The sequence below is a fragment of the Bacillus sp. PK6-026 genome (genome assembly GCF_054161455.1).
In genome coordinates this window covers 2,113,074-2,132,867 of sequence record NZ_CP096418.1, presented here as the reverse complement: position 1 = coordinate 2,132,867, position 19,794 = coordinate 2,113,074, and the positions used below count along the sequence as shown (strand labels likewise).

Sequence of the window (19,794 nt, the reverse complement as noted above, 5' to 3'; positions counted from 1 at the left end):
CAATGGATCATACACAAAAAATCCAAAACATTTATCCTTTAAGCCACATGCAGGAAGGAATGCTTTTTCATTCTTTCCTGCAAGACGAAGGAACCGCATATATTGAACAGTCCGTCTTCACAATAAGAGGTCAGCTCCATTTAGACTGGTTTCAACAAAGTGTCCAATCGATCATTGACCGCCACGATATTTTCAGAACGGTTTTTTTGCCTCATGTTGCCGGGCTGAAAGAACCGCGCCAGGTCGTTTTACGCGATCGATCCTTTCAGTTGCATGCTGAAGACTTGACCGAAATGCCGGAGACCGATCAAACCGCATATATCAGCCAGTTTAAAGAGCGGGATCGGCAGAAAGGCTTCAATCTGCAAAAAGATATGCTGATGCGTATTTCTCTGTTCAAAACGGCGCCGGAACAACACGTATGTGTATGGAGCCATCACCACATCTTAATGGACGGCTGGTGTCTCGGGATCGTACTCCAAGAATTTATGCAGTTGTACGAAGCCATCTATACGGGTGAATCTGTGCCTTTAGATCCTGTTCAGCCATACAGCGCATATATTTCCTGGTTGTATGATCAGGACAAAGACAAAGCCAAGGAATATTGGAAGAACTACTTGACAGACTTCAATGCGCCAACAGGTCTTCCGAAAGTGTCTGCAAAACCTGCTGAAAAGGGATATCGGCAGAAAGAGCTGATGTTTTCATTAGACCGAAAGTTGACAGCCAGACTCAAAACAATCGCCAAACAGCATGGAGCCACACTCGCCACTCTCATACAAACCGTGTGGGGCTTAATGCTTCAGCGCTATAACCGGACAGATGATGTCGTGTTCGGCTCTGTCGTTTCCGGCCGTCCTTCCGTGATTCCGGGTGTTGAGAAGATCATCGGTTTATTTATCAATACTGTGCCGGTGCGAATCAAGACCGAGAGCGAAAATGAAACCTTTTCAGAGCTGCTTCGCCGCTCCCAAAAAGAAAGGCTCGCTCAAGACATGTTCAACTTTTATCCATTGGCTGACATTCAGTCGCATATCGCTTTTAAACAGCATGCGATTGACCATATTTTCGTTTTTGAAAACTACCCTTTGCAGCAAATGCAAGACTCGGCAAACCGCGCCGAATCACCGCTTCAGATCGAAAATGTAAAAGTGTCGGAGCAATCAGGCTACAACTTCAACCTCATGATTGCCCCGGATGATGAACTTGTCATCAAGTTCATCTACAATGCAAACGTTTATGATGAATCATGGATTGACTGTGTGAGGGGCCACCTGCTGGAAGCTTTGCGAAGAGCGGCGGAGGACACCGATATCCCCGCCTCCAGGCTGCCGATGATCGCGCCTGACGAAAAAGCCCGGATCATCGGGGAATTCAACGATACAAAAACAGATTACGATACGAACAAAACAATCACTGACTTGTTTTCCAATCAAGTAGAGAAAACGCCGGAGCATATCGCACTACATGCCGGCGGCTTGACGATGACATACCGGGAGCTGGATCAAACATCCACTGCATGGGCCCGCATCTTCCAAGAACAAGGCTTAAAGAAAAACGGAATTGCCGGCATTTTAGCAGAGCATTCACCTGAATTCATCATCGGAGTTCTTGCCGTTTTGAAAGCGGGCGGCGCCTATCTCCCGCTCGATGCCGAACTGCCGCCTGAACGGATCAGCTGCATGCTGAAAGAAAGCGGGGCGGACGTATTGGCCGTTCAGAAAGGACTCAAGACGAACATTGATTTTCCGAAAAAAGTGTTGATATCCAAGGAAGCGAAATTGGCACCTGTCAGCGCTATCAACATAAATACGCGTCCGGATGATTTGGCTTATATCATGTATACATCAGGTTCGACAGGCAAACCAAAGGGCGTAATGATTTCGCACCGCAATGTCGTATCACTGATCTCAAACAGCAATTACACATCAGCCGATACAAATGACCGATTAATCTTAACCGGTTCACTGGGCTTTGACGCCATCACATTTGAAATATTCGGAGCGCTCCTGAAAGGAGCATCTCTTCATGTTATCGACCGCTCGACGATGTTGACTCCTGCCCGTTTTGGCAGCTATTTGCTTCACCATGATATCACAGTGCTGTTTTTAACAACGGCTCTCTTTAACCAGCTGGCACAAGCCCAGCCGGACATGTTTTCAGGGCTCTCCACTTTATATGTCGGCGGGGAAGCTTTGACGCCTGCACTGATGAATACGGTCAGACATCGGTGCCCAAACCTGAAGCTTTATAACATATATGGTCCGACGGAAAATACAACATTCTCTACATTTTATGAAGTCAAGCAAGATTTTTCACAAGCGATTCCCATCGGAAAACCGATCAGCAATTCAAATGCCTTTATTGTTGACGAGAGCGGTCAGCTCGCGCCGATCGGCGTTCCCGGCGAACTTTGCGTCGGCGGCGATGGGGTTGCAAAAGGATATTTGCACAGACCTGATTTGACGAGTCAAGCATTTGTAGAGCATCCGTTTCAACCAGGGGAAAAAATGTACAAAACCGGCGATCTGGCGCGCTGGCTGCCAGACGGCAACTTAGAATATATCAGCCGGATGGACCGGCAAATCAAAATTCGCGGCAAACGAACTGAACCGGCTGAAATAGAAGCGCGGCTCATCGAGATTGAAGGCGTTCAAGAAGCCGCTGTCATCATTGAAGAAAAAAACGAAGAAGCATTCCTTATCGCATATTATGTAAGCGATGATCAAACAGAGGAAAAAACGATCCGTTCATTACTATCAAGGCAGCTTCCCGACTATATGATTCCTCATGATTGGGTTAAACTGGACCGCATGCCTCTTTCGGCAAACGGCAAAATCGACCGCCGCGCGCTGCCTGCACCTGATCAAAAAACGGCTTTGAAACAGATTGTGCCGCCAAGAAACTGGGTCGAAAAAGAACTGATTGACATATGGAGACCTATCCTTGGCGTGAAGGAGCTCGGTATTGAAGATGACTTTTTCGAACTTGGCGGTCATTCGCTAAAGGCTCTTCAAGTCATTCACCAGCTGAAAAACAGCCAGGGGATCGATATTCCGATTGAATTATTATTCGAGAATCCAACAATCGAACAATTGGCCGAAAAGCTGTTTTCACATGAGCTGCGCGCCTCGGCCGTACAGCATGTCAGCAGACTGAATCCGCCGACCGGAGTGAACCTTTTCTGCTTTCCTCCCATTTCGGGCTTCGGGATATTTTATAAAGATCTCGCTGCCAAGCTAAACGGCAAAGCGACTGTGTACGGATTTAACTTTATTGAAGAAGACAGCCGTATGGAACAATACGTGAACAACATCATCCAAAAACAGCCTCGGGGTCCTTATATCCTGCTGGGATATTCAGCGGGAGGCAACACGGCATTTGAGACTGTCAAAGAAATGGAAAACCGTGGTTTGGAGGTCAGCGATCTCATTATTGTCGATGCATATCAAAAGAAACAAGCATTGCCGCCACAGCCAAGCAGCACCTCGGCAGAACATGTTCCCGCTCACCTCAGGGAAGCAGTCATCAAAAAGACGGCAAACTATCAAAAATATTGGGCACAATTAATCAATGGCGGCCAAATCAACGCAAACATCCACTTTATTGAAGCCGGCATTCAGACGGATCAAATTGACAGATTCATATTGCAAAAATGGGCCGACGCCACAACAAGAAACTATCAAGAGTATAAAGGAGCCGGGCCGCATCAGGATATGTTCGAAACTGCCTTTCTGTCAAAAAACGCCGAGATCATTCAACATATCCTCACAAACAGCGGCAAACATGCAGAGCATTCTCGGTAAAAGCCGTCCAAACACCAACAGGCCCGAGCCAAAACATTGAGAGTTCTAAAGCGATTTCTTAAGCTTTAGGACTTTTTTCTTTCAAATCATCATAAGCTGTAAAGAACAGACAAGACCCGTCTGAACCTATGGCAGGAAACAGGATAAGCTACTTCACTTTCGAATTCGCACAATAAATAAATGAAGGCGCTTTCAAATTCTATTTCAGACACTTTTGAATATGAAAGGGGGCATTTTTTTGTTTCAAAAATTGCTTATCGCCAATCGTGGCGAAATCGCACTTCGGATCATCCGAACTTGTAAACGGCTCGGTATTCAGACAGCTGCCGTCTACTCTGAAGCGGATGCTGAGTCCCTGCACGTTAAAGCTGCAGATGAAGCCTGGCTGATCGGCAAACCGCGGGTCAGTGAAAGCTATTTAAATATCGAAAAAATCATCGAAACCGCTAAAAAAGCGGGGGTCTGTGCCATCCACCCGGGATACGGCCTGCTTTCCGAGAACAGCCGTTTTGCCGAAAGATGCCTGCAGGAAAATATCACGTTTATCGGTCCGCCGTCCGATGTGATCGCCAAAATGGGGAGCAAAATTGAAGCAAGGCTAGCGATGGAACAAGCCGGGATTCCCGTCGTTCCCGGCGTGACAAAAAGCTTGGCCGGTCTGAATGAAGCCAAGGCTCTTGCCGAATCCATCGGCTATCCCGTGATGCTCAAGGCTTCTTTTGGAGGCGGAGGCATCGGAATGCAGCTGATTCGCAATGAAGGCGAATTAGCAAAAGCATATGAAGGCAGCCAAAAACGAGCCGCCGATTTTTTCGGAGACGGGGCTATGTACATCGAGAAATATATCGAAGATGCAAGACATATCGAGATTCAGATTTTAACAGACGAATACGGAAATGCCGTCTATCTTTGGGAACGGGACTGTTCGATTCAGAGACGCCAGCAAAAAATCATCGAAGAAGCACCTGCTCCGTTATTCGATGAAAACATGCGCGCGAAGCTCGGTGAAGCGGCCGTGAAAGCCGCGCTGTCGATCGGCTATGCCAACGCCGGGACAATCGAGTTTTTAGTAGACAGCAAGAATCATTTTTATTTTCTCGAGATGAATACCCGCCTGCAGGTCGAACACCCGGTGACAGAGGAAATTACAGGGCTCGACATTGTCGAAGAACAGCTCAATATCGCAGCAGGCAAAGCGCTTCCGTATAAGCAGAAAGACATTCGGCGTGACGGACATGCGATCGAAGTCAGAATCTGTGCCGAAGATCCGAAAACATTTTTCCCTTCGCCGGGACGGATCACTGACCTTAAGCTGCCTGAGCACCCGAATGTCCGTCATGAATGCGCAGCAGCCCCAGGTATGAACATCACACCGTATTACGACCCGATGATCGCCAAGATGATCGTCAAAGGAAATAGCAGAGATGAAGCCATCCGGACATTGGCCGAAGCGCTCTCACAATATCAAGTGAAAGGCATTAAGACAAATATTCCGTTGCTTGAAGACATCGTACGTTCTGACGAATTCCGAAAAGGCGGGGTCCAAACCGATTTTATCAGTCGTTATCAGTCAAAATGAAATTAAGGAGGCGCGCCATGAATACTGTTGTCACCAATATGGCGGGAAACGTGTGGAAAATATTAGTGAAAGCAGGAGACAAAATCGAAAAAGGGCAGGAAGTCGCCATTTTAGAATCGATGAAAATGGAGATTCCGATTGTCGCCGAAACGGCCGGCACCGTCAAAACCGTCAGAAAAAACGAAGGTGATTTTGCCGATGAAGGAGATGTCTTATTGGAGCTTCAATAAGGTCTGGAGGATGGCAAATGAATGTACCGAAGAAAATTTTCATTAAAGAAGTCGGGCCGCGCGACGGTCTGCAAAATGAAGAAACCGCACTCTCGACAGCCGATAAAATAACCTGGATCGACATGCTTTCCCAAACAGGGCTTTCATATATCGAAATCACTTCATTCGTTCATCCTAAATGGATTCCTGCACTGTCTGATGCCCTTGACGTCGCCAAAGGCATTAACCGGAAGCCGGGCGTCACCTACGCAGCCCTCATTCCGAACCGAAAAGGGCTGGAACGGGCTCTCGAAGGAGGGATCGATGAAGCTTCTGTTTTTATGTCGGCAAGCGAGACACACAACCGGAAAAATATTAACAAATCGATCGGCGAAACGCTTCCAGTCTTGCAGGAAGTCACCGGGACAGCAAAACAAGCAGGCCTCACCACCAGAGCCTACCTGTCCACCGTATTTGGCTGTCCTTATGAACATCATGTGCCATTAGAACAAATCATACGCCTCTGTGATGCGTTGTTCAACATGGGCATCGACGAACTTTCTCTCGGAGATACAATCGGCGCAGCGAATCCCGTGCAAGTTCAAAAGGTGCTTGACGTACTTTTAAAACGCTTTCCGAAAGAGAGTTTCGCCCTTCATTTTCATGATACGAGAGGGATGGCGCTCGCCAACATGATCACAGCGATGGATATGGGAATCACCGTATTTGACGCATCATGCGGCGGGCTGGGCGGCTGTCCTTATGCCCCTGGAGCCACGGGAAATGCGGCAACTGATGATTTGATTTACATGTGCGCCCAGATGGGCATCGAAACCGGAGTTGATCTCAGCAAGCTGCTTTCAGCTGCCAAATGGATCGAAGACAAAACCGGGAGAGAGCTACCAAGCCGAAATTTGCAGGCGGCGAAATCAAAGAATTGCTTTTCATAGATTGAGGAGGAGGAAGACCGAATGGAGCCCAATGTTCTTTATTCCATAAACGAGCAGGCGGTCGCCGTGTTGACGTTGAACAGACCGCAAGCTGCAAATGCCCTCTCGCTCGGACTTCTCGACGACCTTCAGCATATCCTTCGCGATATCCGTTCAAACCCGACCGTCCGCTGTGTCATTATAACGGGAGTAGGGAACAGGACGTTTTGTGCAGGTGCCGATTTAAAGGAAAGAGCCCGCATGAGCCCCACAGAAGCGAAGCAGGCCGTTTCCATGATTCAACAAGTGGTCAGCCAGACGGAAAAACTGCCGCAGCCCGTCATCGCTTCATTAAACGGAAGCGCTTTGGGAGGGGGGCTGGAGCTTGCATTGGCGTGCGACATCAGGATCGCAGCCGAACATATTGAACTCGGCCTCCCCGAAACAACGCTCGCGATTATTCCCGGGGCAGGGGGAACACAGCGGCTGCCCCGCTTGATCGGCAGGGGAAAGGCAAAAGAAATGATCTATACCGGCTGCCGCATCAGCGCCGAAGAAGCGCAAAAGATCAGCCTAGTTGAACATGTCGTTCCGCTTCAAAAGTTAAAGGAAACAACCGAAAATATCGCAGCGAACATTGCGGCGAACGGACCGGTTGCCGTCAGACAGGCGAAGTTCGCTATCAATCAAGGGCTTGAGACAGATATCGAAACTGGACTCGTGATTGAACAAAAAGCCTACGAACTGACGATTCCGACGAAAGACAGAACAGAAGGGCTGAAAGCTTTTACAGAAAAGCGGAAGCCGTATTATACGGGAGAATAAAACGAACGGGGGGACAGCCGATGCCGGCCGAAAAGGAATTGTATGAACGCATTCGCCGGATTCAGGAAGGCGGAGCGCAAAAATACCATGAAGCTAATGAGAAAAAAGGAAAATTATTTGTCAGAGACCGATTAAAGCTGCTGCTTGACGAAGGCCTCGACCTTGAGGACGCTTTTTTTGCCAATTGCATGGCAGACGGGCTTCCAGCAGACGGAGTCGTCACGGGAATCGGAAAAATCGGCGGCCGAACCGTTTGCGTCATGGCTAATGATTCAACGGTGAAAGCAGGATCATGGGGAGCGAGAACCGTCGAAAAAATCATCCGCATCCAGGAAACAGCCGAAAAGCTGAATTGTCCGCTTCTTTATTTGGTCGATTCAGCAGGCGCAAGGATTACGGATCAAGTTGACATGTTTCCGGGGCGAAGAGGAGCAGGGCGGATTTTTTATCAGCAAGTCAAATTATCCGGGCGCATCCCGCAAATCTGTCTTTTGTTCGGTCCTTCAGCGGCAGGCGGCGCCTACATACCGGCTTTTTGCGATATCGTTATCATGGTCGAAGGTAACGCCTCGATGTATTTAGGCTCGCCGCGCATGGCGGAAATGGTGATCGGCGAAAAAGTGTCGCTTGAAGAAATGGGCGGAGCGCGAATGCACTGTTCTGTTTCAGGCTGCGGAGACATTCTTGCCGAAACGGAAGAAGATGCGATCAAGTCGGCGCGCCGGTATCTTTCCTACTTTCCGCCGAATTACACCGAAAAAGCGCCTGTTATTGAAGCAAAACCCGCTCGTCCGTTTGACCGGCCGTTGGAGGAGATCATTCCGAAAAACCAAAACGCACCGTTTCAAATGATGGATTTAATCGACCGGATCATTGATGAAGCGTCTTTTTATGAGATCAAAAAATTGTTCGCGCCAGAGCTGATTACCGGTTTGGCGAGGATTCACGGGCAGCCTGTCGGCATCATCGCCAATCAGCCGCGTGTCAAAGGCGGTGTGTTGTTTCACGATTCGGCAGACAAAGCCGCAAAGTTTATCAATTTGTGCGATGCCTATCATATCCCGCTGCTGTTTCTGGCTGATATCCCCGGCTTTATGATCGGAACAAAAGTCGAGAGGGCGGGTATTATCAGACACGGTGCGAAAATGATCTCAGCGATGGCCGAAGCAACCGTGCCGAAAATATCTGTCATCGTCAGGAAAGCTTATGGCGCAGGCTTGTATGCGATGGCGGGACCGGCCTTTGAGCCTGACTGCTGTCTGGCGCTGCCTACGGCTCAGATTGCTGTGATGGGTCCGGAAGCAGCGGTAAATGCCGTTTATGCCAAAAAAATCGCACAATTGCCTGAAGAAGAGCGGTCCGCCTTCATTGCCGAAAAACGGGAAGAGTACCAAAAAGACATAGACATTTACCGGCTTGCTTCAGAAATGATTGTCGACGGGGTCATTCCGGCCGATTCGCTTCGTACGGAACTCATCAAACGGCTGAATGCATATATGACCAAATACATGATATTTACGGAACGGAAGCATCCTGTTTATCCCGTCTAAAGGCCAATGAAACGAAAAGGGGGAAACGGTATGGCCGAAAAAGCGGTTTGGCAGCCTGATCCGGAATTTGTAAAAGCGACCCGGCTGTTTCAATGGATGACAGCTCTCGGTTTTTCCGACTATGATGATTTTTTGAAAGCAAGTACAGACGATATCGCCTGGTTCTGGGAAGAGGCCGAAAAAGCGCTCGGCATCAGCTGGTACAAGCGGTACAGCCAAACATTGAATCTCGATAAAGGCATAAAATGGCCGAAATGGTTTTCCGGCGGACGCTTAAATGCCGTTTGCAGCGCCGTGGAAAAATGGTCCCGACAGCCTGATACGGCCGAGAGGACAGCCCTCATCTGGGAAAGTGAAGACGGAAAAACAGAACGGATCACCTATTCTTCTTTACATCAAAAAGTCGCCCGTGCGGCAGCAGGCTTTAAAAAACAAGGCATATCAAAAGGGGATGTCATTGCGATTTACATGCCGATGATCCCGCAAACGGTCATCGCCATGCTTGCCGCCGCTAAAATCGGCGCGGTATTCTCCCCGGTTTTTTCAGGCTACGGGGCCCATGCGGCAGCCGCGAGACTCAGCGCTGCCGGAGCAAAAATTCTTGTCACGGCAGATGCCTTTTTGCGAAGGGGAAAGAAGGTCTGTATGAAGAAAGAAGCTGACAAAGCAGCAGACCGCGCCCTCACTGTCCAAAAAGTTGTCGTCTGCCGGCTTCACGATGGCGAACAAGATTGGAATCATAAGAGAGATATAGACTGGAATGAATTGATGAAAAGCGATCCTCTCCAGATGACAGAAGAAATGGACAGTTCAGATCCGCTCATGCTGCTTTACACATCAGGCACGACAGGACAACCGAAGGGAGCGGTTCATACCCACGCCGGTTTTCCGCTGAAAGCTGCATTTGATGCGGGCTTCGGGATGGATGTCAAACAAGGGGACACGTTTTTCTGGTTTACAGACATGGGCTGGATGATGGGACCGTTTTTAATATTCGGGGGACTCATAAACGGAGCGGCAGTTTTGCTGTATGACGGAGCACCGGATTTCCCGGCCCCGAGTCGGCTGTGGGAGCTTGTCAGCAGACACCAGGTGTCGCATCTCGGCGTCTCTCCGACGCTCATTCGCTCACTGATGCAGCACGGCGAAAATTTTCTTCATCAATGCGACCTGAGCAGTCTGAAGGCAATCGGCTCAACGGGAGAACCATGGAATTATGAACCGTGGATATGGCTGTTCCGCCATGCTGGAAAAGAGCGGATTCCTATTTTTAATTATTCAGGAGGAACGGAAATTTCAGGCGGCATTTTGGGCAATGTGCTCCTGCGGCCAATCACGCCGATGACGTTTAATTCGCCTCTGCCTGGCATGGCGGCCAATGTCTTCAACGAAAAAGGGGAGGAAGTCGTCAATGAAGTCGGGGAGCTTGTCCTGACAAAGCCGTGGGTCGGCATGACGAACGGTTTTTGGAAGGAGCCTTCCAGATATGAAAAAGCATATTGGAGCCGCTGGACTGACGTCTGGGTGCATGGCGATTGGGCAAAACGTGATGAAAACGGCTACTGGACGATCAGCGGACGTTCTGATGATGTGATCAATACTGCTGGGAAAAGGATCGGGCCCGCCGAAATAGAGTCCGTACTGGTCGGCCATCCAGCGGTGGCGGAAGCAGGCGTTATCGGCGTTCCGGATCAGCTCAAAGGTCAGGCTGCCGTCTGCTTTGTCGTCCTCACACAGTCGGAAAAGCCGTCGGAAAAACTAAAAGATGATTTGCTGAACCTCGCCTCTGACGCGATCGGTAAAGCGATCAAGCCAAAAGCGGTTTACTTTGTCAGCGGTCTGCCGAAGACGAGAAATGCAAAAGTGATGAGACGGCTGATCAGAGCTGCCTATTTGAACGAGCCGGCAGGCGATTTGTCAACATTGGAAAATCGTCAAACATACGATGAAATTGCCGGCCTTTCAGCGCAAAAAAATCTGTAGTATACTGGATAAGGCTTGCAGACAAAGAAGAAGGACACGTCCTTCCTCTTTTTATTTTAAGACCAAAAACTCACATTCTGACGATAACCGAACCTCCGCCGGCCGCGCAGACGCGGTTTTGCTGCTCTTCAATTGAACGCAGCAGCTGATTGTTGCATTCCATGAGTTTGATCAGCAATTCCATTTGATCTTCGAGATTTTTCAGCCTTTGATTCATCTGCTGAGAAGATTGGCCGGTGTGCATGTGCGGGGCTGAAGGCGGATAAGACGTTTCAGAATTCCATTTTGAATACATAGAAATAGGCCTCCATCATCTAAACTGATATATCTTATCGTATGATCCTAAAATCGCAACGTTCGCCTAAATCAAAACGAGAGGAACTAAAACATGTACTTGACGATAAAGGAAACCGCAGAATATTTAACGCTTTCAGAAGCATATGTTGAACAGCTTGTGAGAGAAAAGAAAATTCGCACCGTCTTCGACGGACAGCAGCATTTAATCAACAAAGATCAATTCAATACCCATATGGAACAGATGGAAAAGTATAAAGAGTGGGCGGAATCCGTTCTGAACGAACCCATCCCCGAAGATCCGGATGTTAAAGATGAAGATTAACCGAGATAACGATAATTTCATTATGTAAACTAGATGCGTTTCTAGGAAATGTTCGCACGACTCTATCATGACGTGTGAATGGGACGTTTCGTAAAAAAAGACACAATATAGGAAATGAAAGGGATGAAAGAAGCCCTATATATAAAGTTTTCTATGATTTTATTTCATTTCCGAAACAATCACGTTCATTTTTTGTTCAAAAAGTGTTATCATTTAGTAGTAAAAAATACAGCGTGTTTTGAGATTGCGGGTTTTCGGGAATTCCAGACTGAAAACAGCAAAACAAACACAAAAGGGGAGAACCTTTTTGCGGACTTGTTTGTGCACAAATTCACAAACTGTGAAAAAGGGGTTCCTTCAAAAAACAGCACATCGCTTATTGAAAAGGAGAATTGGTTATGCCGGAAACAATCGATCAAACAGCTGATCAAACAAACGAATCTGTAAGCCAAAGCCAACGCGATCTTATCGATCAACTGCTAAAACCTGAAGTACAGGAGTCTTTGACTGTTTTAGTCGACCAGCTTCCAAAGCTGACAGAACTGGTCAACATTTTGACAAAGTCTTACGATTTCGCACAATCCGTTGCAACTGATGAAGTATTAAAAAATGATACGGTCGGTGCCATCACAGAAATTCTTGAGCCTGTCAAAGATACGGCAAAAGAAATCGCGGCTACCGCCATTGAAGCAAAAGACCGCGCTGACGAAAGCAATGAAGTCATCGGACTTTTCGGTTTGCTGAAAATGCTTAAAGATCCGCAGGCCCAAAAGATGTTCCGCTTTGTTCAAAGCTACCTGCAAATCATGTCAGAACGCGAAAAACAAAAATAATCACTATACATTCAGAATAAGGACGGAGGATTCACGATGTCAAAACATATCGTCATTTTAGGCGCTGGTTACGGCGGATTACTGTCTGCTTTAACAGTTCGCAAACACTACACAAAAGAAGAAGCAAAAATCACAGTGGTTAACCAATACCCGACACATCAAATCATCACAGAACTGCATCGCCTTGCTGCGGGCAACGTGTCAGAACAGGCCATTGCGATGCCGCTTGCAAAGCTTTTCAAAGGAAAAGACATCGATCTTAAAATCGCCAAAGTCAACTCGTTCTCAGTTGACAAAAAAGAAGTCGCTCTTTCTGACGGCTCTACCCTGACGTATGACGCGCTTGTCGTCGGTCTTGGTTCTGTCACTGCTTACTTCGGCATTCCTGGCCTTCAAGAAAACAGCATGGTGCTCAAATCTGCAAACGATGCAAACAAGATCTTCAAGCATGTTGAAGAGCGCGTGCGCGAATACGCTAAAACGAAAAACGAAGCGGATGCTACGATCCTAATCGGCGGCGGCGGACTAACAGGCGTCGAGCTTGTCGGTGAACTCGCCGATATCATGCCGAACCTTGCGAGAAGCTACGGTGTCGATCCGAAAGAAATCAAGCTGAAGCTTGTTGAAGCCGGTCCGAAAATCCTGCCGGTTCTTCCGGATGAGCTGATCGAACGTGCGACAAAGAGCCTTGAAAAACGCGGCGTTGAATTCTTGACAGGACTGCCTGTCACAAATGTAGAAGGAAACGTTGTTGATTTGAAAGACGGGCAAAAAATCGTCACAAATACATTTGTCTGGACCGGCGGTGTTCAAGGCAATCCGCTGATCGGCGAGTCAGGTCTTGAAGTGAACCGCGGACGCGCAACTGTAAACGATTTCCTTCAATCTACATCACATGAAGACGTATTTGTTGCAGGAGACAGCGCCGTTGTCTTCGGTCCGGATGGCCGTCCGTACCCTCCGACAGCTCAAATCGCTTGGCAAATGGGCGAGCTGATCGGCTACAACCTGTATGCATACTTAGAAAACAAATCAATGGAAACATTCAGCCCTGTCAACTCAGGCACGCTTGCAAGCCTTGGCCGCAAAGACGCAGTTGCCGTTATCGGCGCGAACAGTACATCTCTTAAAGGCCTGCCTGCTTCATTGATGAAAGAAGCGAGCAACGTCCGTTATCTGACTCATATTAAAGGTCTGTTCAGCCTTGCTTATTAATGGAAATGAAGCGCTACTTATAGTTTAAACTATAAGTGGTGCTTTTTTTTGCTTTAAATTTGACGGGCAAATGAAAATATTGTGGTAAATTTGAACCAAAATGCATTGACAAAAAGACGGTCTCATTGCATTATATGAATATAAAATAAAAATATTCATATGTTTATAAATCAAGGAGAGACTGACATGCCGAAATTTACCGAAAAAGAAAAGGAAGCGATACGCTCAGCTTTAGTGCAAAGCGGAAGAGAGCTTTTTGCGCAGCTTGGATTGAAAAAAAACGAGCGTTGGTGAGCTAACAGCCTCGGCCGGAATTGCCCAAGGCTCATTTTATACATTTTTCGACTCGAAAGAGGAGCTTTATTTTGAGATTTTGCAGCAGGAAGAAAGTAAGATCCGCGCCCAGCTTGAGGCTTCATTTTCTGAAAGCGGGAAAACATTTGCACAGTTTTTGCGTGAAGCATTGGCGGTGATGGAAGATAACCCGTACATTCGCCAAGTTTACGATGACAACTTACTCGAGACACTCTTCCGCAAACTCCCCGAAGAAAAGCTGCAGGCGCATTTCGACAGCGACGAAGATTTTTTCAAGCCTTTAATTGAAATGGGCCAGGAAAAAGGTTGGCTTGTCAGAAAAAAACCGGAGACGATCGTCAGTGTGATTCGCGCCATTGTTCTTTTATCCTTTCAAAAATCAAATATTGGGGAAGACCGCTATGACGAAACGATGGATTTGCTTATCGAATTGATCGGACAGGGGCTTTCGGCCAAGGAGGATGCATCCCATGATTGAAGTCAGCGGGCTTCGCTTCACATACCCCGGACAAAAAACGCCCGTATTGAAAGGAATCGACTTTTCGATTCAAAAGGGTGAAATTTTTGGATTTCTCGGCCCGTCCGGTGCTGGAAAAAGCACGATTCAAAAAATATTAATCGGTATTTTAAAGCAATATGAAGGCCGGGTTTCTGTGATGGGGAAAGAATTGAGTCAAGCCGACAGCTCCTTTTATGAGAAAATCGGCGTCGCCTTTGAATTTCCGAATTTCTATCAACGATTAACGGCACTGGAAAACTTAAATTTGTTCCGTTCCTTGTATGCATCTGAAACCGAGGAGCCGGAAACGCTGCTCGCTTTAACGGGTCTTGAAGAGTACGGCCGGACAAAGGTATCCGCTTACTCAAAAGGCATGAAAATGAGGCTGAATTTTTTGAGAGCCCTGATCAATCAGCCTGATCTTTTATTTCTAGACGAACCGACCTCGGGGCTCGATCCCGTGCATGCCAAAAAATTAAAACAGCTTATCCTGAACAAAAAGGCGGAAGGGAAGACGATCCTGATCACAACGCACCACATGCAAACAGCTGAAGAAATCTGCGACCGCGTAGCTTTCATCGTTGACGGCAGGGTGGCTTTGATTGATTCTCCAAGCGCCTTGAAAGTGCAAAAAGGAAAAAGGCACGTAAAAGTGGAGTACCGCAGCCGCAGGCAGCTGGAAACTGCTCAATTTGACCTTGATCAGATCGGCAGCAGCCCGGAATTTTTGAACTTGATCAAGGACCACCCTGTGGAAACCATTCATTCCCAAGAAGCATCGCTTGAAGACATCTTTATCGATGTGACGGGGAGGCGTTTAAGTTGAGGATCTTATCAGCGATTTCCCATGATATCAAACTTCAGTTCAAGCACGGTTTTTATTATGCCTATTTGCTGATCAGCGCGGTGTATATCGCTGTGTTGCAGTTTCTTCCAGCTGATTACAGGGAGGCGGCCAACATTGCCTTGACGTTTTCAGACCCGAGCTTCCTGGGGTTTTTCTTCATCGGGGGTCTTGTTTTACTGGAGAAAGGGCAAAACATCCATGACAGCCTGTTTGTAACGCCGCTAAGTGCGAGTGAGTATATTCTTTCCAAAACGGCGTCTTTATCCGTTTTGTCTCTCGGATCGAGCATTTTCATCCACAGCAGTGTGTTTGGCTATGGAACAAATTCCGGTTTGTTCGCTTGCGGCGTGCTGTGCACTTCATTTTTCTTCACGATGATCGGCTTAGGTTTGGCGGTGCGGTGTGAAACCTTAAACGGATTTTTCTTTTTGTCTTCTTTGAGCACCTTTGTGTTCGTTCTGCCTTTGTTTGAAACAGCTGGCATTTGGAGCAGCCCGCTGTTTTACGCTCTGCCGTCAAAGGCCTCATTAATGCTGTTAGGTTCCGCCTTTACCGGCCTTCAGCAGTGGGAGCTCGTCTACGCGATTTCCACTCTCTTGTTGTGGAACGGAGCCGCGTATTTGTGGGCGAGGCATTCACTTCAAACGTTCATCACATTAAAGCTTGGCGGAGGTGATACACGATGATGAAAATCATTCAGCTGATACGCGGAGATATGAAACAGATCAAACGTGATTCAATGCTTGCTTTTTACGGTCTGGCGCCTTTTCTGCTCATCATCGTGACAGCCGCTGGCATTCCTTTGTCAGCGGAACTGGCGGCATTCAATATCACCCCATACCGTCATTTGATCATGAGCTTTGCCATGCTTTTCATCCCCCTGATTCTCGGTATCATGTCGGGGTTTATCCTGCTTGATGAGCGCGACGAAAATATGATTCAGTATTTTGCCGTGACGCCCTTGTCGAAGCGCGGATATGTCTTGATACGCCTCATCCTGCCAATGGCGCTGACTTTTTGCTACAGCATTTTGCTGTTTGCATCCGGCGGTTTAATGGCGCCCGGCTCTGTGTACCTTTTGTTCATCCTGATCATGGTCACGCTTGAAGCCCCGATTTACACGCTGCTTTTAGCCGCTTACGCTTCGAACAAAGTGGAAGGGCTCGCTTTAATGAAAGGGTTCAGCCTGCTCACTTTCATGCCGGCCGCGGTTTATTTTATTCCTTTGCCGTGGCAGCTTTTCGGCGTTTTCACGCCGACCTACTGGACAGCGAAAACGTACTTGGCAGGAACTTCTCATGAAGGGCTTGTTTTCGTTTTCGGGTTCATCGGAGTTGTGCTGCATGTAATGATACTGCTGCTTTTATACCGGAGGTTTTTGGTGAAAACCGATCAATAGGAGTATATCCCGCCGCGTTTTGCAATAAAGTATTAGAACCATCAGCGGGAGGCGGGATATTCTATGAAGAAAAATATGAAGCTTTGTCTGTGTATGATGATGATCTTTGTATTGACGTTGGCCGGCAGCATAGACGGCTTGGCCGCCGGGGAAAAAGGCGCCGGGCTCAAAGAGCAAATTGATCAGCTGTTAAAGACCGAGCCTGATTTAAAAGGAGCGCTCGCAGGCATCAGCGTCAGGTCCGCAGAAAGCGGGAAAATGATATACGGCCATATGGGCGATACACGGATGAGACCGGCGTCCAATCTGAAGCTTTTAACGGCAGCAGCTGCCTTTTCCGTCCTGGGTGAGGACTATACCTTTCCCACAGAGGTGATGACAGACGGCGCACGATCCGCGAGCACACTCAAAGGCAGCCTTTATCTAAAAGGAAAAGGCGATCCGACGCTTTTGAAAGCCGATTTTCAGCAAATGGCCAAGGCACTCCGAAAACAAGGGATCACTGTCATCCGGGGAGACTTGGTCGGCGATGATTCCTGGTATGATGAGGTCCGCTACTCTCAAGACCTTTCCTGGAGCGATGAAGACGCATACTACGGAGCGCAGATCTCGGCTTTAACAGCTTCGCCAAACGAAGACTATGATGCCGGAACGGTCATCATCGACGTGAATCCTGACGGCAAAACCGGGAAAAAACCCGTTGTATCGCTTACTCCGCAAACTAATCATGTCAAAATCGAAAACGGTGCCAAGACCGTTGCTGCAGACGGAAAAAAAGATATCACGATTAAAAGGGAACACGGCGGAAATACCATCCAAATCAAAGGGACGATTCCACAAGGCGCTTCAAGGGTCAGACAATGGGTTGCGGTTTGGGAGTCGTCAGAATATGCACTCGATTTATTTAAACAGGCTTTACAGCAACAAGGCATTCGAATCCTGGGAGAGACTAAAACCGGCAAAGCGCCAAAAAAAGCGCGCCGCATCACCGCACATCAATCCATGCCGCTTTCAGAGCTGATGATCCCCTTTATGAAGCTCAGCAACAACGGCCATGGCGAAACACTGATCAAGGAAATGGGAAAAGCCGCGAGCCGTGAAGGAAGCTGGGATCAAGGTCTGGAAGTGTTGAATAAAGAACTGCAGGGATTTGGAATGGACACAGAGAAGATCGTTCTCAGAGACGGCTCAGGCATCTCGCATATCAATTTGATTTCTGCCGACCAGATCACAAAGCTATTGTATTCCGTTCAAGAAGAGAAATGGTTTCCGTCGTTTACCCGTTCACTCCCGGTTGCGGGAGAAAGCGACAGAATGGTCGGCGGCACATTAAGAAACCGGCTGAAAGACCCGGCTCTAAAAGGCAAAGTCAGAGCGAAAACAGGCTCTCTTTCAACCGTCAGTACCTTATCGGGCTATATCGATACTGCAAGCGGCGAGACATTGATTTTCTCCATTCTTCTCAATCAGCTCGTGGATGATGAAAAAGGAAAGGATATTGAAGATAAAATCGTTCAAATATTAGCTTCTTCATGACAGCTCCCATTGCTTAAGGCAATGGGTTTTCTTTATTGAAAAGGCTTTCCATTCACTTCGTACTTTTTTCAGCTGAGGCCATATAATGCTAAGAGATTTCATTTCAATAAGTTTAACAGCAGGCAGGGGGAAATATATGAACATTTTGCTGGCTTATTATCGATACTCTCCACATACAAACGGCCCGTCTACCTATATTGATATCCTTAGAAAAAGCTTGGAAGGAGAAGGGCATTCTGTCGATTTAATGTCGCACGATACCCGATGGCTCAACATTCAGGTCGCCGATCAGCAGCCGGCCGATAAACACCGGTTAAAACATGAGCTGATTCACCGTCTTCAAACAGCTTATACCGAAAAATATCCCCTGTGGATATATTGGCGTGAAATGGAGCGCTACAGTTTGGAACAAGCTGTTAAACAGTTTGATCTTAAGAAGTATGATTTGATCCACTGCCACGATTTTATGACGGCAAGAGCACTGGCCCGTTCCAAACCTCAGCACACGCCTTTAATCGTGTCCCTCCATAACTTTAAATATCATGAAGCAAAGATTACCGGGGAATTTGACGAGAAAAGCGGCCAGGAACAGCAATACATGAAAATCGAAGAATGTTTGGGCGCAATGTCTGGAGACGTTGTGGCCGTTCCGTGCGAATGGCTGAAACACGAGCTGATTCAAATTGGTGTGACGCCTTCGAACATCCGAGTCATCCCGTATGGAATTGTAAAAACACCCTTTATCGAAAAGAAAAATAATCTCCCTAAAAACCTCCCGCATCAAGGAAAAAAGATCATTCTCTGTCCGGCGCGGCTCGTTCCGGTGAAAGGACACCGCTATTTGATCGAAGCGCTTTATAAACTGCGGTGCGAAAGGGATGATTTTCACTGCCTTCTCGCAGGCGAGGGTCCGGAGCTCGAAACTCTGCAAAGCCTGTCCGAAAAGCTCGGTATCGCGTCGGCGGTCTCTTTTCTCGGAAAGCGAAAAGATATACCTGACTTAATGAATATTAGTGATGTCATTGTTTTGCCGTCGCTTCACGATACATTTCCGCTCGTCATCCTGGAAGGGCAGTTCTCCGCAAAACCTGTGCTGGCGACAAACGTAGGCGGGGTAAAAGAAATCATTGATGACGGTGCGAACGGATTGCTTGTTCCCCCGGCAGACAGCGAAGCGCTTACTGAAAAGCTGCGCCTGCTGCTCGACGATGACAAAACCCGGCAAAAATTGGGGCGCCAAGCGTTTCAAAAAGCTATGAAACATTGGGATATCAGCTTTCACATGAGGTCGATCGAAAACCTGTATCAAACATTCGAGACACAAAAAAGAGCAGTGCGGTCCTGCAAAAATCATCGAAAAGAGCAGGGGCTGGACCTGGAAATCCTCGAACAAATCGGTGAAAAGAAAACGTCAGAAGCGGAGTACACGATTGCCGGGGAAATCCCGGAACATCTCAAAAGCCAACTTAAAAAAGAGGACCATTACATTCATGTTTATGATTTGTCAGGCGTTTTACTGCAGACAAAAGCGGTCGATTCGAAAGGGTGCTATGAATTTCACCAGCTCCCCCGAGGCAGCTATGTCTTGAAAAGCACTATCGAAGCATTCGGCAATCAGTTCGTATCCCTCGACTGATGATAAATACTTCT

The 19,794-nt window shown here is 47.6% G+C and carries 17 protein-coding genes; 16 read left to right on the top strand and 1 reads right to left on the bottom strand.

Annotated elements, in window-relative coordinates; genetic code table 11:
• Positions 1 to 2 precede the first annotated feature (2 nt).
• From M1D59_RS10985 to M1D59_RS10955, 7 genes are all read left to right on the top strand, one after another.
• Entirely contained in the window at positions 3 to 3,806 is a 3,804-nt protein-coding gene (locus M1D59_RS10985) for a non-ribosomal peptide synthetase (protein WP_219192640.1), read from the top strand.
• Positions 3,807 to 4,044: 238 nt separating this feature from the next.
• Complete coding sequence (locus M1D59_RS10980) at positions 4,045 to 5,385, top strand: acetyl-CoA carboxylase biotin carboxylase subunit (protein WP_020451697.1); 1,341 nt, start codon at positions 4,045 to 4,047, stop codon at positions 5,383 to 5,385.
• A gap of 17 nt (positions 5,386 to 5,402) precedes the next feature.
• The gene (locus M1D59_RS10975; RefSeq protein ID WP_003182452.1) at positions 5,403 to 5,615 is read left to right on the top strand and encodes an acetyl-CoA carboxylase biotin carboxyl carrier protein subunit; all 213 of its coding nucleotides are present in this window, start codon (positions 5,403 to 5,405) and stop codon (positions 5,613 to 5,615) included.
• Between the two features lie 17 nt (positions 5,616 to 5,632).
• On the top strand, positions 5,633 to 6,544 hold the full coding sequence (locus M1D59_RS10970; protein WP_080131408.1) for a hydroxymethylglutaryl-CoA lyase: 912 nt from the start codon (positions 5,633 to 5,635) through the stop codon (positions 6,542 to 6,544).
• A 21-nt stretch (positions 6,545 to 6,565) separates the two neighbouring features.
• Complete coding sequence (locus M1D59_RS10965) at positions 6,566 to 7,348, top strand: enoyl-CoA hydratase (RefSeq protein WP_039072760.1); 783 nt, start codon at positions 6,566 to 6,568, stop codon at positions 7,346 to 7,348.
• A gap of 20 nt (positions 7,349 to 7,368) precedes the next feature.
• A complete protein-coding gene (locus M1D59_RS10960; RefSeq protein WP_026579615.1) occupies positions 7,369 to 8,898 on the top strand; it encodes an acyl-CoA carboxylase subunit beta in 1,530 nt (509 codons plus the stop codon).
• Between the two features lie 30 nt (positions 8,899 to 8,928).
• On the top strand, positions 8,929 to 10,881 hold the full coding sequence (locus M1D59_RS10955; protein WP_458118025.1) for an AMP-binding protein: 1,953 nt from the start codon (positions 8,929 to 8,931) through the stop codon (positions 10,879 to 10,881).
• A gap of 70 nt (positions 10,882 to 10,951) precedes the next feature.
• Here M1D59_RS10955 and M1D59_RS10950 read toward each other — a convergent pair whose 3' ends face one another.
• A complete protein-coding gene (locus M1D59_RS10950) occupies positions 10,952 to 11,176 on the bottom strand; it encodes a hypothetical protein (RefSeq protein ID WP_020451692.1) in 225 nt (74 codons plus the stop codon).
• Positions 11,177 to 11,269: 93 nt separating this feature from the next.
• Between M1D59_RS10950 and M1D59_RS10945 the strand changes: the two genes are divergently transcribed.
• The 9 genes from M1D59_RS10945 (at position 11,270) to M1D59_RS10905 (ending at position 19,780) form a co-directional block, all read left to right on the top strand.
• Positions 11,270 to 11,500: an excisionase family DNA-binding protein gene (locus M1D59_RS10945; RefSeq protein WP_020451691.1), complete on the top strand. Its 231-nt coding sequence runs from the start codon at positions 11,270 to 11,272 to the stop codon at positions 11,498 to 11,500.
• 398 nt (positions 11,501 to 11,898) lie between these two features.
• On the top strand, positions 11,899 to 12,333 hold the full coding sequence (locus tag M1D59_RS10940) for a helical membrane plugin domain-containing protein (protein ID WP_020451689.1): 435 nt from the start codon (positions 11,899 to 11,901) through the stop codon (positions 12,331 to 12,333).
• Positions 12,334 to 12,369: 36 nt separating this feature from the next.
• On the top strand, positions 12,370 to 13,548 hold the full coding sequence (locus M1D59_RS10935; RefSeq protein ID WP_020451688.1) for an NAD(P)/FAD-dependent oxidoreductase: 1,179 nt from the start codon (positions 12,370 to 12,372) through the stop codon (positions 13,546 to 13,548).
• A 373-nt stretch (positions 13,549 to 13,921) separates the two neighbouring features.
• A complete protein-coding gene (locus M1D59_RS10930) occupies positions 13,922 to 14,341 on the top strand; it encodes a hypothetical protein (protein ID WP_458118024.1) in 420 nt (139 codons plus the stop codon).
• A complete protein-coding gene (locus tag M1D59_RS10925) occupies positions 14,334 to 15,188 on the top strand; it encodes an ABC transporter ATP-binding protein (RefSeq protein ID WP_020451686.1) in 855 nt (284 codons plus the stop codon). Before M1D59_RS10930 ends, M1D59_RS10925 begins: the two co-directional genes overlap by 8 nt.
• A complete protein-coding gene (locus M1D59_RS10920) occupies positions 15,185 to 15,895 on the top strand; it encodes a fluoroquinolone export ABC transporter permease subunit (RefSeq protein WP_101560950.1) in 711 nt (236 codons plus the stop codon). Before M1D59_RS10925 ends, M1D59_RS10920 begins: the two co-directional genes overlap by 4 nt.
• Positions 15,892 to 16,608, top strand: a complete 717-nt coding sequence (locus tag M1D59_RS10915; RefSeq protein WP_103750463.1) for an ABC-2 transporter permease — start codon at positions 15,892 to 15,894, stop codon at positions 16,606 to 16,608. The genes M1D59_RS10920 and M1D59_RS10915 overlap by 4 nt, the downstream gene beginning before the upstream one ends.
• 63 nt (positions 16,609 to 16,671) lie before the next feature.
• Positions 16,672 to 18,144, top strand: coding sequence for a D-alanyl-D-alanine carboxypeptidase/D-alanyl-D-alanine endopeptidase (dacB, locus tag M1D59_RS10910; protein ID WP_224067050.1), 1,473 nt, complete (start codon positions 16,672 to 16,674; stop codon positions 18,142 to 18,144).
• A 136-nt stretch (positions 18,145 to 18,280) separates the two neighbouring features.
• Positions 18,281 to 19,780 (top strand): glycosyltransferase family 4 protein, encoded by a 1,500-nt coding sequence (locus M1D59_RS10905; RefSeq protein ID WP_123032185.1) that lies wholly within the window; start codon positions 18,281 to 18,283, stop codon positions 19,778 to 19,780.
• Positions 19,781 to 19,794 lie beyond the last annotated feature (14 nt).

What these genes read in the sequence shown, in the direction of transcription:
- M1D59_RS10985 (WP_219192640.1), top strand. Translation starts at nt 3, where the DNA reads ATGGATCATACACAAAAAATCCAAAACATTTATCCTTTAAGCCACATG.
- M1D59_RS10975 (WP_003182452.1), top strand. Translation starts at nt 5,403, where the DNA reads ATGAATACTGTTGTCACCAATATGGCGGGAAACGTGTGGAAAATATTA.
- M1D59_RS10970 (WP_080131408.1), top strand. Translation starts at nt 5,633, where the DNA reads ATGAATGTACCGAAGAAAATTTTCATTAAAGAAGTCGGGCCGCGCGAC.
- M1D59_RS10965 (WP_039072760.1), top strand. Translation starts at nt 6,566, where the DNA reads ATGGAGCCCAATGTTCTTTATTCCATAAACGAGCAGGCGGTCGCCGTG.
- M1D59_RS10960 (WP_026579615.1), top strand. Translation starts at nt 7,369, where the DNA reads ATGCCGGCCGAAAAGGAATTGTATGAACGCATTCGCCGGATTCAGGAA.
- M1D59_RS10955 (WP_458118025.1), top strand. Translation starts at nt 8,929, where the DNA reads ATGGCCGAAAAAGCGGTTTGGCAGCCTGATCCGGAATTTGTAAAAGCG.
- M1D59_RS10950 (WP_020451692.1), bottom strand. Translation starts at nt 11,176, where the DNA reads ATGTATTCAAAATGGAATTCTGAAACGTCTTATCCGCCTTCAGCCCCG.
- M1D59_RS10945 (WP_020451691.1), top strand. Translation starts at nt 11,270, where the DNA reads ATGTACTTGACGATAAAGGAAACCGCAGAATATTTAACGCTTTCAGAA.
- M1D59_RS10940 (WP_020451689.1), top strand. Translation starts at nt 11,899, where the DNA reads ATGCCGGAAACAATCGATCAAACAGCTGATCAAACAAACGAATCTGTA.
- M1D59_RS10935 (WP_020451688.1), top strand. Translation starts at nt 12,370, where the DNA reads ATGTCAAAACATATCGTCATTTTAGGCGCTGGTTACGGCGGATTACTG.
- M1D59_RS10925 (WP_020451686.1), top strand. Translation starts at nt 14,334, where the DNA reads ATGATTGAAGTCAGCGGGCTTCGCTTCACATACCCCGGACAAAAAACG.
- M1D59_RS10915 (WP_103750463.1), top strand. Translation starts at nt 15,892, where the DNA reads ATGATGAAAATCATTCAGCTGATACGCGGAGATATGAAACAGATCAAA.
- dacB (WP_224067050.1), top strand. Translation starts at nt 16,672, where the DNA reads ATGAAGAAAAATATGAAGCTTTGTCTGTGTATGATGATGATCTTTGTA.
- M1D59_RS10905 (WP_123032185.1), top strand. Translation starts at nt 18,281, where the DNA reads ATGAACATTTTGCTGGCTTATTATCGATACTCTCCACATACAAACGGC.